This is a genomic window from Aliirhizobium smilacinae (assembly GCF_006335145.1).
GTDB lineage: Bacteria > Pseudomonadota > Alphaproteobacteria > Rhizobiales > Rhizobiaceae > Neorhizobium > Neorhizobium smilacinae.
The window spans coordinates 195,605-211,512 of sequence record NZ_VDMN01000002.1; the positions used below are offsets into that span (position 1 = coordinate 195,605).

The 15,908-nt window shown below is 60.5% G+C and carries 14 protein-coding genes; 3 read left to right on the forward strand and 11 right to left on the reverse strand.

Translation table 11 applies throughout. The features are described 5' to 3' along the window. Nucleotides 1-5: 5 nt before the first annotated feature. Both FHP24_RS11825 and FHP24_RS11830 read right to left on the reverse strand, forming a co-directional pair. Nucleotides 6-920: an ABC transporter permease gene (locus FHP24_RS11825; RefSeq protein WP_139676407.1), complete on the reverse strand. Its 915-nt coding sequence runs from the start codon at nt 918-920 to the stop codon at nt 6-8. 83 nt (nt 921-1,003) lie between these two features. After that, complete coding sequence (locus tag FHP24_RS11830; RefSeq protein WP_139676408.1) at nt 1,004-2,521, reverse strand: ABC transporter substrate-binding protein; 1,518 nt, start codon at nt 2,519-2,521, stop codon at nt 1,004-1,006. A gap of 352 nt (nt 2,522-2,873) precedes the next feature. Between FHP24_RS11830 and FHP24_RS11835 the strand changes: the two genes are divergently transcribed. Genes FHP24_RS11835 through FHP24_RS11845 form a run of 3 tightly spaced genes read left to right on the forward strand, consistent with a single transcriptional unit; the run spans nt 2,874 to nt 6,147 of the window. After that, on the forward strand, nt 2,874-4,067 hold the full coding sequence (locus FHP24_RS11835) for a sialidase family protein (RefSeq protein ID WP_139676409.1): 1,194 nt from the start codon (nt 2,874-2,876) through the stop codon (nt 4,065-4,067). 2 nt (nt 4,068-4,069) lie between these two features. After that, the gene (gene pdxA / locus FHP24_RS11840) at nt 4,070-5,029 is read left to right on the forward strand and encodes a 4-hydroxythreonine-4-phosphate dehydrogenase PdxA (protein WP_139676410.1); all 960 of its coding nucleotides are present in this window, start codon (nt 4,070-4,072) and stop codon (nt 5,027-5,029) included. Then, complete coding sequence (locus tag FHP24_RS11845; protein WP_139676411.1) at nt 5,026-6,147, forward strand: iron-containing alcohol dehydrogenase; 1,122 nt, start codon at nt 5,026-5,028, stop codon at nt 6,145-6,147. Before pdxA ends, FHP24_RS11845 begins: the two co-directional genes overlap by 4 nt. Nucleotides 6,148-6,259: 112 nt before the next feature. On the opposite strand, the gene FHP24_RS11850 is transcribed toward FHP24_RS11845, so the two are convergent. The 9 genes from FHP24_RS11850 to FHP24_RS11890 form a co-directional block, all read right to left on the reverse strand. Next, nucleotides 6,260-6,598 carry an HNH endonuclease gene (locus tag FHP24_RS11850; protein WP_139676412.1) on the reverse strand — a complete coding sequence of 113 codons (339 nt, stop codon included), beginning with the start codon at nt 6,596-6,598 and terminating at the stop codon, nt 6,260-6,262. A 144-nt stretch (nt 6,599-6,742) separates the two neighbouring features. After that, complete coding sequence (locus FHP24_RS11855) at nt 6,743-7,447, reverse strand: FadR/GntR family transcriptional regulator (protein ID WP_139676413.1); 705 nt, start codon at nt 7,445-7,447, stop codon at nt 6,743-6,745. Between the two features lie 2 nt (nt 7,448-7,449). After that, nucleotides 7,450-8,478, reverse strand: coding sequence for a four-carbon acid sugar kinase family protein (locus tag FHP24_RS11860; RefSeq protein WP_139676414.1), 1,029 nt, complete (start codon nt 8,476-8,478; stop codon nt 7,450-7,452). 550 nt (nt 8,479-9,028) lie between these two features. Then, nucleotides 9,029-10,225 carry an amidohydrolase family protein gene (locus FHP24_RS11865; RefSeq protein ID WP_139676415.1) on the reverse strand — a complete coding sequence of 399 codons (1,197 nt, stop codon included), beginning with the start codon at nt 10,223-10,225 and terminating at the stop codon, nt 9,029-9,031. Nucleotides 10,226-10,262: 37 nt separating this feature from the next. Then, nucleotides 10,263-11,243 carry an ABC transporter ATP-binding protein gene (locus FHP24_RS11870; protein WP_139676416.1) on the reverse strand — a complete coding sequence of 327 codons (981 nt, stop codon included), beginning with the start codon at nt 11,241-11,243 and terminating at the stop codon, nt 10,263-10,265. Further along, entirely contained in the window at nt 11,240-12,241 is a 1,002-nt protein-coding gene (locus FHP24_RS11875; RefSeq protein ID WP_139676417.1) for an ABC transporter ATP-binding protein, read from the reverse strand. Before FHP24_RS11875 ends, FHP24_RS11870 begins: the two co-directional genes overlap by 4 nt. Continuing rightward, nucleotides 12,238-13,743, reverse strand: coding sequence for an amidohydrolase family protein (locus tag FHP24_RS11880; RefSeq protein ID WP_139676418.1), 1,506 nt, complete (start codon nt 13,741-13,743; stop codon nt 12,238-12,240). The genes FHP24_RS11875 and FHP24_RS11880 overlap by 4 nt, the downstream gene beginning before the upstream one ends. Then, entirely contained in the window at nt 13,740-14,933 is a 1,194-nt protein-coding gene (locus tag FHP24_RS11885) for an amidohydrolase family protein (RefSeq protein WP_139676419.1), read from the reverse strand. Before FHP24_RS11885 ends, FHP24_RS11880 begins: the two co-directional genes overlap by 4 nt. 9 nt (nt 14,934-14,942) lie before the next feature. Then, nucleotides 14,943-15,899 carry an ABC transporter permease gene (locus FHP24_RS11890; RefSeq protein ID WP_139676420.1) on the reverse strand — a complete coding sequence of 319 codons (957 nt, stop codon included), beginning with the start codon at nt 15,897-15,899 and terminating at the stop codon, nt 14,943-14,945. Between the last annotated feature and the right edge of the window lie 9 nt (nt 15,900-15,908).

A 15,908-nucleotide genomic window follows, 5' to 3' on the forward strand; every position in this document is an offset into this window, starting at 1 on the left:
GATCCTCAGTAGCGGATGCGTGGATCGAGAAGCGCGTAAGCAAGGTCGATCACGAGGTTCATGAGGAAGATGGCGAAAGCAGTGACGAGGATCGCCGCCAGCACGACGTTGAAGTCACGCTGCAGGATGCTGTCGATCATCAGCTTGCCGACGCCGGGGAAACCAAAGATGGTCTCGATGATGACTGCGCCGTTCAAAAGGCTGGCGGCCTGGTCGCCAATGACGGTAATGACCGGCAGCATGGCGTTGCGCAGGGCGTGGATGAAGATGATCGGGCCGGATTTCACGCCCTTGGCGCGGGCCGTCTTCACATAGGCAGAAGAGAGTGCGGAGATCATCGAGCCACGCACCACCTGAACGATGATGCCGAAGGGCCGCACGAACAAGACGCAGATCGGCAGGATCCAGTGCGACAGCGTGCCGGTTCCGGACGTCGGTAGCCAGGACAGCTGGATGGCAAATACAACGATCGCCACGATGGCGAGCCAGAAATCCGGCACTGAAGCGCCGATCAGCGACACCATCGAAGAAAACCGGTCAAAGAAGCCGCCGGTGCGGAAGGCAGCGAGCGAGCCGACGACGATGGCGCAGACGGTGACCAGGGTCATGGTGATGACGGCGAGCCACAACGTCCAGACGAAAGCTTCGAGAACGACATCGAGCGCCGGGCGGGCCTTGCGCAGGCTTTCGCCGAGATCGCCGGTTACGACATTGCCGACATACTGGCCGAACTGCACGAGCAGCGGCTGATCCAGCCCGTGCAGGGCGCGGAACTCAGCCTTCATTTCGGCGGAAGCTTCTACGGGAAGGAACAGCGAGGCCGGGTCACCCGTCAGACGGGACAGGAAGAAGACCATGACCAGCAACCCGATGAGCGAGATGAGACTGGCGAAGGCGCGCTTGCGGATAAAACTGAGCATGGTGACCTCGATCTTGGTGGAATGGACGGCGGCGGACCGCCGTCCATTTCGCTTCGACTGGGGCGATAGCGATCGCCTGATGGTTACTGCTTGAAACCGATCTCGGAGAGCTGCAGCATGGAGTTGGTGGCGATGCTGGGCTTGAAGTCCAGGCGCTCGGACACGCGGGAATAACCGACCATGTGGAAGAGAAGGGCATCTGCGACGAGATCGTCGTGGACATAGGCGATCAGTTGCGACCAGAGCTTTGCGCGTTCGTCACCGGTGGCAGCCGAGGCGCGGGCGATGAGATCATCGACCTTGGGGTCGGCGTAACCAGACTGCGTGCCCTTCGAGTCGTATTTGAAGAACATGGTGAAGGACGGATCACCCTTGGAATTGTCGTGCATTGCAGCGACAATCGTCGGGCCCCGGCCTTCCTTGAACGGCTTCGAATAATAGACCTCGTGTTCCGCGACTTCGACGAACTTAAGGTCAACCTTGAAACCGACGTCCTGCAGCTGTGCCTGGACGGCCTCCATGATCTCCGTGACGTTCGGGAAATTGGCTGTACGGGCAACCATGGTGATCGGCGTATCGACAGGAACGCCGGCAGCCTTGGCTTCCTCAAGCAGTTTTTTGGCCTGGTCCGGATCGTACGGGAACACCTTCACGTCCGGGTTCCAGCCAAGCGTGGTCGGCGGCACCAGAGCGGTGGCAAGAACGGCATCCTGTGGAACCAGTGTGCCGATGAACGCCTGACGATCGATGGCCAGATTCAGCGCCTTGCGGACACGGACATCGTTGAGAGGCGCAATGTTGCCATCGATGCGCAGATAGACGGTTTCACTGTCGAGATAGGAGAAGTCGGTCTTTTCGTTGGTAGCTTCGACCTGAGAGATCGATGGTGCGAGATCGGCTTCACCGGCCTGAACCATGGCAGCGCGAACGGCCGGATCGGTACGGAACAGGTAGGTTGCCTTGGTGACGGCGGGCTTCTTGCCCCAGTAGTCGTCACGGGCGTCGAGAACGATCTGCTGGCCCGGCGTCCAGTTGGACAGCTTGTAAGGGCCGGTGCCGACCGGCTCGCGGATGAATTCGAGCGGCGTGCCTTCCGGGACGATAGTGACGAGCGACAGAAGCAGCGGCAGGATCGGCTGAACCGGATCGACCTTGAAATCGATGGTGTTGTCGTCAACGACCTTAACGTCGAACTTCATGCCGCCGAAATAACGGCGGGATTCGCAAATGTTCTTGTCGCTGAAAATGCGGTCGAAGCTGTATTTGACATCCTTGGCGCCAAAGGTCTTGCCGTCGGAAAATTTAACACCCTGACGAAGATGGAAACGCCAGGCGCCATCGCCGGTCTGTTCCCACTTTTCGGCCAGCCGGGGCATGACGCCCTGTTTGCCGCGAACGTCGAGCTCGGTCAGTGTTTCGCTGACGTTCTCCATGATGACGCGGCCGATATTGGAACGGGTCGCCATGCACGGTTCGAGCAGGTCCGCTTCTTCCGGCAGGACAATCTTGATATCCGTCGATGCGGCATGAACCGGCGCTACGCCAGTGCCGAATGCGAGGACAGAACCCAACAGGGCTCCAAGCAAATGCGAAGTCTTCATGTCATTCTCCTCCCTCTGGGTGCGGGTCGCACCGCTTGCTGTTCATCTCGCGCCGGCCTGTTCGGCTCACGCGGTCTGAAGGCATTCCTCCTTGAAGCCCTATGCGTCGGTCGGGATGCCTCCGTCCTTTTCGTCGCCATGAGCGGGCTGGCGCAAACCATCGGATGTCTCGGCAAGTTTGTCAAATTAAATATTCAGAACTATCAATTTGTACAAATTTGCCTTTCATAAAACGATTTAATTTCAAATACATGTATCGTCCGTTCGGATCGTCAATAGCAAATTTGCAGATTTTTCAAACTTGACAACTTTGTTATTTGGGTGATTTTCATGTGGGTAAGAGGAGACCCTGATGACGCCTGAACAAATAGCAACCGTCATGACCGGTGCGGTGAAAGCCACTGGGAGTGGACGACACGAGGCCATGTTGGCTTCACCGATGATCCAGAACCACGCGTCCTTCCTGCACCTGACCGAGGATGGCGCACTCATCTGCGCCTGGTTCGGCGGCACGCTGGAAGGGAAATCGGATATCTCGATCTTTGCTTCGGTTCTGGCTGACGGGTCCGACCAGTGGGGCGAGCCGCAGCGGCTGAGTTTTGACCCGAGCCATTCCGAACAGAACCCGGTTCTGTTCACCGCGCCTGGTGGCGGCCTGTTTCTGTTCCACACCTCGCAGCCCTCCGGCAATCAGGACGAATGCCGTATCCGCATGGCAGAAATCTCGCGCGATGCCGCCGACCCGACCATGCTGACGGCGGGTGAAGGACAATATCTCGACCTGCCGCGCGGCTGTTTCGTTCGTGCTCCGCTGACCATTCGCGACGATGGCGCATGGCTTCTGCCGATCTTCCGTTGCATCCAGCGGCCGGGCCAGAAATGGAACGGCAGCCATGACCGCGCCGCGGTCGGCATTTCGCAGGATGGCGGCAAGACCTGGGCGCTCGAAGACCTCGACCAATCGACCGGCTGCGTACACATGAGCCCGGTATCGATCGGTGACAACAAGCTGGCGGCTGTGTTCCGCCGCCGTCAGGCCGATTTCGTCTATCGCACCGAAAGCGCCGATGGCGGCCGCACATGGTCCGCACCGCAGGCAACCGATGTGCCCAACAACAATTCCTCGATCGCAGCTATCCGCCTGAAGGACGGCCGCATCGCGATGATCTGCAACCCGACCAATGCGGAGATGTCGAGCGACCGCCGCGCCTCGCTTTACGACGAGCTGGGCGAGGACGACGACCGGCCAGATGCCAACCCGGATGGCGGCTGCGTGCCGATCTGGGGCGTGCCGCGCGCGCCGGTTTCCGTCTGCATTTCCGATGACGGAGCCAAGAGTTTTTCGCAGCGGATCCTCATCGAGGATGGTCCGGGCACCTGCCTGTCGAACAATTCCATCGACGGTCACAACAAGGAAATGTCCTATCCGTGGCTGCTGGAAGGCACCGACGGCAGCCTTCACATCGCCTACACCTATTACAGGCGCGCCATCAAATATGTTCGTCTCGCCCCAGGCTGGGCTGATGCGGTAAAAGCGGGAGAATAATCATGAGCAATATCATCGGCATCACCATGGGTGACCCGTGCGGCGTCGGACCGGAAATCACGGTGCGGGCGCTGGCCGAAATGGGCGACGCGGACCGCGCTGCCACCCGCATCTACGGCAACTTGCCGACGCTGGAAGCGGCCCGAAAGGCGCTCAACGTCGACATCGATCTGACCCCTTACGTCGTCGACCTGCCGATCGAAGGCGCACCGCTGCCCTGGGGCACGCTGTCGCCGGTTGCTGGCGATGCTGCCTTCCGCTTCATCGAAAAGGCGGTGCGTGATGCCGAATCCGGCGTGATCGGCTGCATCGTGACAGCACCTATCAACAAGGAAGCGCTCAACCTTGCCGGCCACCATTACGATGGTCATACCGGCATGCTGCGCAGCCTGACGAAATCGGCGGCCGCCTATATGCTGCTGGCCTCGGAAAAGCTGAAGGTCATCCACGTTTCCACACACGTGTCCTTGCAGGAAGCCATCCGCCGCGCCACCACCGAGCGGGTTCTGGCGACGATCAAGGCCGGCAACGACCACCTGAAGCGCACCGGTTATGCGGCTCCGCGCATCGCGGTTGCCGGCATCAACCCGCATTGCGGTGAAAATGGCTTGTTCGGCACCGAAGATGACGAGCAGATCGCACCAGCCGTTGCCGCCGCGCGTGCCGAAGGCATCGATGCCTATGGTCCGATTTCGGCCGATACCGTATTCCACCGCGCCTATTCCGGCGGCTTTGATCTCGTCGTGGCGCAATACCACGATCAGGGCCATATCCCGATCAAGCTCGTCGCCTTCGATACGGCCGTGAACGTCTCCGTCGACCTGACGATCGACCGCACCTCGGTCGACCACGGCACCGCCTTCGACATTGCCGGCAAGGGCATCGCCAACCATGGCAACATGTTGTCGGCAATCGCCTATGCGCGCAAGCTGGTGGCTGGCGGTAAGGGAGAGCAGGTATGAGCAGCGCTCCCGTCATCATTCTGCATCAGCCCAAGCGGCTGATTGTCGGCGCCGGCACGATTGGTGAAGTCGGCCCATGGGCCGCAGACGTTTCCTCGACGCTGGTGATTGCAACGCCGATCACCGCCGGCTTTATCGACCGGTTGAAGTTGCCAGGCAAGGTCGCCCTGTTCGATGCCATCCCAGGCGAGCCGGAGATTGCAACACTCGATGCTGCCTTGGCTGCGGCGCGGGTCGCAAAGCCGGATCTCATCGTCGGTCTCGGCGGCGGATCGGTGATGGATGTCGCCAAGCTGGTTGCGGCCCTTTGGGATGGCGAACAGACGCTGACCGATGTCGCGGGCCCCAATAAGGTGGCCGGCCGCAAAACTCTGTTGGCGCAGGTGGCGACCACGGCTGGCACAGGCTCGGAAGCCGGCATCCGCTCGTTGATCACCGATCCCGTGAAGGGCGCCAAGATTGCGGTCGAGAGCCCTTATCTGATCGCCGATCTCGCCGTGCTCGACCCGGAACTCACCTACTCTGTGCCGCCGGCCGTAACCGCAGCAACCGGCGTAGATGCCATGGCGCATTGCGTCGAGGCGTTTACCAGTAAGCGCGCGCATCCGATGATAGACGGCTTTGCCCGCATGGGCTTTCACCTCGTCGGCAAGTTTCTGGCCCGCGCTGTGAAGGACGGATCGGATCGTGAAGCCCGCGAAGGCCTGATGCTCGCCTCCTACTACGGCGGCATATGCCTTGGACCAGTCAACACGGCGGCAGGCCATGCCATCGCCTATCCGCTTGGAACGCTTCTGCATCTGCCGCATGGGCTCGCCAATGCCATTGTGTTTCCGCATGTTTTGGCCTTCAACCAGCCAGTCGTGGCAGACAAGACGGCGGAAGTGGCCGAAGCACTTGGCTTTGGCAAGGATCTTTCGCAGGCGGATCTCAGCGGGGCTGCGCATGCATTCTGCGCCGATCTCGGCATCGAGATGTCGCTGGCCAGGCATGGTGCGACCGAAGCAGATCTGTCGCGTTTTGCGGCGGATGCGCATGCCATCCGCAGACTGATGGACAATAACCCTGCCGACATGAGCGTCGATGACGTTCTGGGGATTTACCGGGCAAGCTTCTAAAAAGCTGCCTTGGAGGAGGGAAGGCGGTGCGAGCGATCGTGCCGCCTTTTTCATATCCAGCCCGGACAGACTCTAGAGCTGGTTTTCATATACACGGGCTGGACGACGTCTCTTATCTCCGTCCTCGGCCCTGCTGCGATTCCTTCGCCGAGCCGCAGAAGCCGGCAGGCTTGCTTTTTACCCAGGCAACGAATTTCTGAATGTCGGAGCTCTCAAGGAGAGCCTGAATCGTCGAAAATGTCTTGGCGAGCTGCGAATTCGTGAAGACGGCATGAATCTGGTCATGGCAGACCCTATGCAGCAGAACGGTCTGCTTGCCGCCCTTGCTTTTCGGAACAAGGTGATGTGCATCTTCATCGCCAACCGGGATGATACGGTCGCACAGGGCGCAAAGCGTCGGTTCCGGCTCCTCCTGCGACGAAGCGAAATCCTCTCTGATTTTGCGGGCCATTGGTATTCTGCCGTTTTTTGTAAAGGATGCGTGCCGGAGCCCGTATCGATCTGATCGATACGGGCTCGATGCCGCCAGATACCGCTTCTGCCGCTGGGGAGCAACGATGTTTCGAAAACAGCCTATCTGGGCGGCGCCTGAAAGCTACTGATGCGACGACTGAAATAACCGTTCGCGTGACCCCTTCAAATGCTCAAGCATCAGGCGTCGTGCCTCGTCCTCGTCACGGTTGGCGATCGCTGATGCAATCGCCTCGTGTTCGGCGAAAACGCGGGTGAGACCCGATGCCTCGCGCTTGATCGAGGCGCCGTGGAATTTCATGCCGACAGCAATGTGGTCCTTCAGCGCTTCCATGGCGGTGGAGAAATAGTTGTTCTGCGCAGCGCGGGCGATGGCGAGGTGGAACTGGAAATCGGCATCCTCGCGGTGCGACTGGCGGTTGGTTGCGTCACGCAGCAGTTCCAGCGCCTGACGGATCGCCTTGAGGCTTTCGGCATCGTGGCGGGTCGCCGCGGCAGCTGCAGCGGCTGGCTCCAGCGTCAGCCGGAATTCATAACAGTTGAGAAGATCCGCGACGTTTTCCAGCTGGCCGAAACCGAGCGGGTTTCTCAAGCCCATCGAGCGGACAAAGCTGCCTGCACCACGGCGGGAATAGATCAGGCTCTGGTCGCGCAGACGTTTCAGCGCCTCACGGATAACCGGGCGGGACACCTCGAATTCGGCAGCGAGATCGTGTTCTGTCGGCAGGCGTTCGTCCGGCTTGTAGGCGCCGGATTTGATGGCACGCAGCATGCGCTCGAAAACGATATCGGCAAGCCCCTTGCGGGCGGTTCCTGTTTCCAGTCCCATCTTCAACCGGCCTTCCGCAGGACCATGTCTGCAATGTGCTTCAACGTATCGGGATGACCGAAACCACCCGATTTTGCAATGATGCAACGCCCTTGCGCCGACGCTACGCCGAGACCCGGCAGGCATTCGCCATGCAGACGCAGCCGCGACAGCCCTAACCGGCGCAGTACAGCCTCTGCCGTCGCACCGCCCGAAAGAAGCAGCGTGCCGTCATAACCGGCAAAATTCCGGTTCAGGCCATCAGCCAGAGCTTCCGAAACGAGCTGCGGGTCCAGCTCTTCCGCGGCCGGCGTCGCCTGCACCAGAGTCAAATCAGTACCTGTGTCGGGTGCCGCCCCCAGAGTGCCATTGGGTGCAGGCAGATAATTCAGGCTATGGCTGCCGCGCAGGGCATCTATCTGCTTGAGCGTGATAGGATCGCGCGAGCCGATCACAAAGGTGATCCGGCCGGGCGGGATGGTTGCCGCCTGCGCCGAAATCCCGGCTGTCATGCGACGGGCAAGCGCTTCGGCAAGGCCGCGGGCGCCGATCAACAGATCGGTGCCGTCACTTTCCGCTGCAGCCAATACCGCATCCATGTCGGCGGGTGTGCGGGTATTCGGCGCATGGGCGCGGGCCGCGTGTGGGCCGAGCCGGTTGGTGATCACGATCGGGGTGTCGATACCGAAGCCTGTGACACGGCCATCCTCCACGATCCGCTCGAATTCCGGGATGGCCGGTGCGACGAGCGCTTGGCGGAAGGGTATGGCATCCAGCTCGGCAACGATATTGCCCTTGAGGCGGGAATCGACCTTCTTGAACAGTTGCGTGCCAATCGGCAGCAGAGCCATCACGGCAGCAGTCGCGGCACGCGCTTCATCCGCACCGATTTCGCGCGTGTTGAGATTGATGGACAGGACGTCGGGGCGGTCTTCGACGATCCCGACAATCGAATCTCGGCTGAGCGCCACTTCCGTGTGAAGACCACGCCCTGCAAAAGGCGCCGCCGAGTCGAGCGCACCGGTCAGATCGTCCGCGAGAATGGCTAACATGTGTCTCCGCCCACTTATGTTGTAATCTTTATACCACAAAAAAATGCTTAAATGTCAACATAGATATAAGTCGAACTGACAAATACCAAGGCGTCATTGCGCTACAGAGAGACGCGTTATTGCCGCTCTTTTTTACTCGCTTCTAGGGAATGCGGCCTCTGCCATCAACCAGAAGACATACTGATGGCTCGCAAACAGACGGGTACGATTTCGCTACGCGGGTCAGCCGCCGAACCAGCAGGGTCAATTCCATCCGGTCAATTTGGTGAGGCTTCCGGTATCTTTCCCTGACCGGAAGTGGATAGCCCCCAAAGTACCACCGTCTTCGGGCATAGAAAGCGTTCAATCTGCCGTCACGAGATGATTGCGTTGATTGAAAAGGTTTTCTGCCAGAAAACTGCTGGATGAGAAAATCTCCGCGCCATATCGTCGGAGCCCCCTCCCCGCTGAAACAAGGCCGCGGTCTCTCGTGGCTTCCAGTCGCAATCCTATAGGGGCAGCTGCCATTGCACTGGTCCCTAATTCGATCGAAAAAGCTATTTGCCGTCAGCTACTGTTTCTGGACTTTTCCGCCCTCGGCGACCAGGCGTCCCTGCTTGAAAACTCTGCGATTTCCCGGGAAGCCAACCACAGCCTCGGGAACATGTTCGGCTGCGATCGCCACGAAGTCTGCCTTGGCCCCGACTTCGATGCCGTACCCTTCAAGCCTGAGCGCCTTTGCGCCTGCCGTGGTGACGATATCGAATGAAGTCTGCAGCTCCTGGTCCGTGAAGAAACCGGAACGGTAACCGATGATCTCCGCCCGGCGCAGCATATCGCCATCGCCATAAGGCCACCAGGAATCGCGGATATTGTCGCTGCCGCTGAAAACGTTGACACCCTCGCTGCGCAACAGCGCGACGGGTGGAAACGTGTGATGCCCCGGTGCATTGGTCATGATCGAGATGCCACTTTTGGCAATCTTTGCCGCGATCTTGCGAGCCGCGTCGGGCGCCAGATCGCCGAGACCATAGGCATGGCTGATCGAGACATGCCCCTGCATGCCAAGCGCCTCCGTCCGGGTGCAGATTTCCTCGATTGTGAAGGCCCCCATGCTGCCGCCTTCGTGCAGGTGGATGTCCGCATCGACACCGCGTTTTTCGGCGATGCCGAAGACGACGTTAAGATGAGCACTGACGTCACGGTCGAAACTTGCCGGGTCAAGCCCGCCGATCAGGTCGGCACCAATACCGATCGCTTCGTCCAGCAGCTCGGCTGTGCCAGGACTTTTCAGGATGCCGCTTTGCGGGAAGGCAACGAGCTGGACATCGATGATATCCCTGTATTTCTCCCTCACCGCCAGGATCGTCTCCAGCGATTTAAGCCCGACCGAACCATCGACCATCACATGGCTGCGCATCTGTAGCGTGCCATGAGAGATGCAAAGCTCGAGTTGCTTGATGGCGCGCTCGGCCATGGGTTCGGCTTTCGCCATGTTGTCCGCCTGGAAGGCGACCCGTTCATGTACATCGAAACCGTTGGTGCAGGGACGATGTGGCACCCATTTCCCGCCATAGAAGCTCGTATCCAGATGGATATGCCCCTCAACGAAGCCCGGAACGAGCAGGTCGCCCGCGATGTTGATGACATTGCCGGATGCCGATGCGGTGGCGGCAGACTGAATGCTCGTTATCCGGCCATTCTCGACGTGAATATCGTGCAACAGCCCATCGGAAAGCTTCGCATTGGTGAAAATCGTCTTCGTCATGATCGGGAGTTTCCTCAGAATCTTATCGTTGAAAAGGTCAGACAGCGGGCGCCAGATGACAGGCAACCACACCGCCGCCCTTGCGTGCTCGAACCTCAGGCGCTGTTTTGCTGCACAGATCCGTGGCCATAGGACAGCGCGGATGGAAGGCACAGCCAGTCGGCGGATCAAGCGGACTCGGCGGCTCACCGCCCATAAGCTCCCGATCGCGATTGGGAGCGGCGACATCAGGGATCGTCTGGAGCAGCAGTTGCGTATACGGATGGTGTGGATTTGCGAACAGCGCCTCGGTATCGGCCTCCTCGACAATCCGGCCGAGATACATGACCGCAATACGGTCTGCCATGTGTCGCACGACGGCGAGGTTGTGGCTGATGAAAAGATAGGTGAGGCCAAGCTCATCCTGAAGACTGCGCATCAGGTTGAGGATCTGTGCCTGCACCGACACGTCGAGCGCCGAAGTCGGCTCATCGCAGACCAGGAATTCCGGTTCGCTGGCAAGCGCCCGAGCGATCGAGATGCGCTGCCGCTGCCCCCCGGAAAATTCATGCGGGTAACGTCTCGCATCATCCGGCGACAGGCCGACTATGCGCAGCAATTCGGCGACACGCGTGTCGATCGCTTCTGTACCGTTGCGCAGGCCGAATTCACGGATCGGCTCGGCGATGATGTCGCCGACGCGCCAGCGCGGGTTGAGGCTTGCATGCGGATCCTGGAAGATCATTTGCGCTTCCATTGGCTTGCCGCGCCCCCTGCCCTTGACCGCCGGCGCAAACAGGATTGCGCCTTCGCTTGGCGCATAGAGCCCGGTGACCAAGCGTGCGACGGTGGACTTGCCGCAACCGGATTCACCAACCAGCGCCAGGCATTTGCCCGTCTCGACAACGAAAGTGACGTCCTGCACGGCGCGTAGATAGCGCTTCGGCTTGCGGTCGATCATCCGGTTCAGCCAAGGCGCGGAGACATCGAAAACGCGGGAGAGCTGATCGACTTCCAGGGCGTTGCTCGTGCTTCTCATAACACACCTCCATCATGAACCAGACACGCGACGCTACCGTGCCCTTCGGCAACCATCACGGGGCGGACTTCGCGACACCGGGTCCCGGCATCGAAACAGCGCGGGTTGAAGGCACAGCCGGTCGGAATGGCGTTCAGCCGCGGCATTGCACCATCGATCTGGGCAAGACGCTCGACGCGGGCGCCGAGTGCTGGAATGGATCCCATCAACCCACGCGTATAAGGATGTTTCGGCCGGCTCAGCACCTCTTCCACCGGACCGATTTCGATGACGCGCCCGGCATACATCACGGCGACCCGGTCCGCGGTCTCGGCGATCACACCCATATCATGCGTCACCAGCATGACGCCCGTTCCGTGTTCGCGGCAAAGCCTGCGCAGCAATGCAGTAATCTGCGCCTGAATGGAAACGTCGAGCGCCGTCGTCGGTTCGTCGGCGATGATCAGTTGCGGATTGCCCGCAAGCGCCAGTGCGATGACGACACGCTGGCGCATGCCGCCGGAAAACTGGTGCGGGTAATGATCGATGCGCTCGTCCGCACCGGGGATGCCAACCTGTTTCAGTAGCGCAACGGCGTGATCGCGCGCCTCGGCCCGGCTTCTGCTCGAATGCAGACGGACGGTTTCTACCAATTGCTGACCGACCGAGAACAACGGATTGAGCGAGGTAAGCGGATCCTGGAATATCGCGCCGACCATGCTGCCGCAGATTGATGCCATTTCCGCTTCGCTCAGATTATCGGTCCGCTTCCCGCCGATGCGAATCTCGCCGGCGGCGATCCGGCCCGGCGGCTCGAGCAGGCCGAGAACGGCCATGCCGGTCATCGACTTTCCAGCACCGGATTCGCCGACGATGCCCAGGATTTCGCCGCGCTTGATCGTCAGCGAAACATCCGAGAGCGCTGTGAGGACACCTCTGCAGGTAGGAAATTCAACCGAAAGCCCCCTCACGTCCAGCGCTAGGACGTCTGAAGCCGGGGAATGGCTGGGAATGCTCATGACGCAACCTCGCTCTGGCTGTGATGCAACGGATAGCTTGAAGGAAAGATCGTCTCGACCGGTGGATGCCCGAAAGTGCGTTCGGGATAACGGGCAATCAAACCGTCGAATTGCGTCTGTGCCTGCTTTCGTGCGGCGACCAGATCGATGCCGGCAACCTGACCGTCACGCATCGACAGGCGACCATCGACGATCGTCGCGCGGGTAACGCGGCCGGTCGCTCCGTAGACGAGCGTCTGGATCGGATCGATGCGCGGCGCAATCATCCGGTCAGCCATGTCGAAGACGGCAATATCGGCCTTTGATCCGACGGCGAGCCGTCCGAGATCCGGCCGGTTCAGCGCGTCGGCACCGGCAATCGTTGCTGCATCATAAAATTCGGCGGCAGATCCGGCATCGCCGCGACCCTCGGCGATACGGTTCGCCATCAGCCCGACCGCCATGTTCAAGATAATGTCCGGTGGTGCGGTGTCGGTTCCCATTCCGATGCGGACACCCATGGCTTTGACCTTTGAGAAGGATCTGAGCGCCGAACCGTGCCGGGCGGAGACCAGCGGGCAATGGGCGACGGTGACGCCGTTTTCGGCATATCGGGCCAGATCTTCATCGGTGGCAACGGTCGCATGCGGTGCGATCAGGCGGGAGGAAAGCAGGCCGCGACGATCCAGCCATTCCGGCGAGGTAACGCCATGTAGGCGCCGCACGGTCTGCAATTCCATCTCACCCTGCGCCATATGCAGGCGCACCGGCAGATCCATCTCATCGGCATGGGCGAATGTCCGCCGCAGCAAGGTTTCGGTGCAGGTCTCGACCCGGTCCGGCGCGAACATGCCGGAGATCAGGCCACCGGCGGTGCCGTGAATGCGACCGGTGAAAGCCGCAGCCGCCTCAAGTTCCTCTAATCCCCGCTCCTCGTCGAAGACCGGCTGCATCGCGCCCGTCTCATCGAGGATCACGCCGCCGCTGCGATAGGCCGGTCCGAGCCAGACGCGCAGGCCAAGATCTTCGGCCGCGACAGCTGCCGCCTCGAATTCCGCAACCGTCTCGCCCCAAGCGCGGTAGAAAAGCGATGCGATCGGTAGCGCCGAGGTGATGCCGTTCAGCAGCAGCTGCGCAAAAGCATACCGTTTCTGGAAAGCCAGCTCGTCGGGCGTGTACATTTCATAGGCCCGCGCGGCATAATCGCTCGGCCAGACGCGGCCTTTCCTCCAGCCGGGCTGGTTGTCCATACCAAGCACTGTGGTATCGAGGTCGGAGAGCGCGTCGAGATCGACGAAACCGGGGCCCACCATGGCTTCGCCCATGTCGTAGCGCGCTGCAATTTCGCCCTCGAACCGTTTGCCGATCCAGATGACGCGGTCGTTCTCGATCACGACCTCACCACCGTCGAGAAGACGCCTGCCTTCCGGTAGATCGAAGACGACGTAACGCGCCTTGAGCGCCCAGCGGCCAGGCGGCCGTTTTCCGAGCGGGAGATCTGACCAATTCCTGTTGGTGATCATGGCCGCTCCCGTAGGCTCTTGCCATCTCGGGCAACGATGTTTCCGGCGGCGACCACCAATTTGCGCGGCTGATGCGTGACGATCGCCTCGCCGACGCTTTCGCCTTCGACAATGACTACATCACCCCGTCCACCGACGGCCAGGGTATGGTCTGCGCGGTCCATCACTGCCGCTCCGCCGGTCGTGCAGACGTCGAGCGCCATCAGCAATTCATCGTCGCGGCGCAGATTGTTCTTCATGCCGAGCAGCATCGCGCGTTCCAGCATGTCACCATTACCGTAAGGCCCCCAGGTGTCGCGGAAACCATCGACCCCTGCACCGAAGCGCACGCCGGCGGCGCGCAGCCGCTTCAGCGACGGGACTTCGCGAGATGGCGGCGCCGTCGTCAGGATCGGGACGTCGAGCTCGGCGCAAGTATCGATCAGTGCCTGCGAGACGTTCCAGTCAGGCAGTCCGAGGCAGAAGGCGTGGCTGACCGCCACCTTGCCCTGCATTCCCCTTGCGCGGATGCGCTCAAAAATCATCTCCATCGAGAAGGCACCCAATTCACCGCCCTCGTGCAGGTGGATATCGATGCCCTTGCCGTATTTTTCCGCCAGCGCGAAGATCGTGTCGAGATGCCCCTTCGGATCGCGGTCCATCCCGCAGGGGTCGAGGCCGCCGACAAGATCAGCACCTAAGGCCATCGCCCGATCAAGCAATTCGGCCGTTCCCGGCCGGCGCATCAGGCCTGATTGGGGGAAAGCGACAATTTCGATTTCGACCACGCCGGCAAGCTGGCGGCGGGTCTCCATCACGCCTTCAAGCGCGACGAGTCCCTGATCCGTATCGATATCCACATGGGTGCGGATCAGCGTCGTACCACAACCGACCGATTGCAGCGACTGGCGCATGGACTGGACGTGGGCGTCGAGGCCATAGTCGCGTTTTACTTTGCGTTCATTGTCGATCTTGTCGATGAGCCGGGGTCCGACCTCGTTTACGTACCAGGGATAACCGAGCAGCGACTTGTCGAGATGGGTATGTGCGTCCACAAGACCGGGAATGGCGATGCGGCCACCCGCTTCTTCCGTCGGAACACCCTCGGCAGCGAGCCCAACTCCGATCGCCGCAATGCGACCGTCCCTGATGAGGATGTCGGACGGCTCGCCAGCCATGGGTCTGGCGTTTTTAATCAGAAGATCACTCATGGAAATGCCTCAGCGCAGTTTGGGATTGAGAGCGTCACGCAGCCAGTCGCCCAGGACGTTGATGGAAACGACGAGCAGACAGAGCTGCAGGCCCGGGAAAAGCACGATCCACCACTGGCCGGAGAACAGATACTGGTTGCCGATACGGATCAGAGTGCCAAGCGACGGCTGTTCCGGCGGCATTCCAACACCAAGGAAAGAGAGCGTCGCCTCGATCAGGATGCCGAGGCCGAAATTCAGCGTCGCGGTCACCAGAAGTGGGGTGGTTGTATTGGGCAGGATATGCTTGACCAAAATTCGCCAGGTCGGCACACGGATCAGCCTTGCGGCCTGTACATATTCCTTGTTGCGCTCGACCATGGTCAGTGCCCGGACCGTGCGCGCATATTGCACCCACGCGGAAAGCGAGATGGCAAGCACGATGACGCCGGAAGCGCCGACCTCACGCAATGACGGCGGCAATGCCTGCCTTGCCAGCGCCGAGACCAGGATGGCGATCAGCATCGTCGGCATCGACAGAAGCACGTCGCCTGCCCGCATCAGAAGACCATCCGCCCATTTGCCATAATAACCGGCAACCAGCCCGAGCGAAGAACCGACGATCAGCGACACGGCAACCGAGGCCGCGCCGATGACGATCGAGGCGCGCGAGCCATAGAGGATGGCGGAAAGCAGATCCCGCCCCTGCGTATCGGTCCCAAGCAGAAACGGCCATTGGCCACCCTCCATCCAGATCGGCGGTATCTCGGCATTCAGCAGGTCGAGCGAAGCGAGGTCATAGGGGTTCTGGACAGTGATGAAAGGCGCGAAAAATGCCGAGCCAATGAGCAGCAGCAAAAGGGTCGCGGCTGCAACGGCAGAGGGGTGGCGCGTAAAACTCCACCACAGATCGGAGTCCCGCAGCCGGGCAAGCCGGGAAGGAGCGGAGCGGACGATATTTTTGGTGGTCTGGTCGACGATAGTCATGATTGGCTC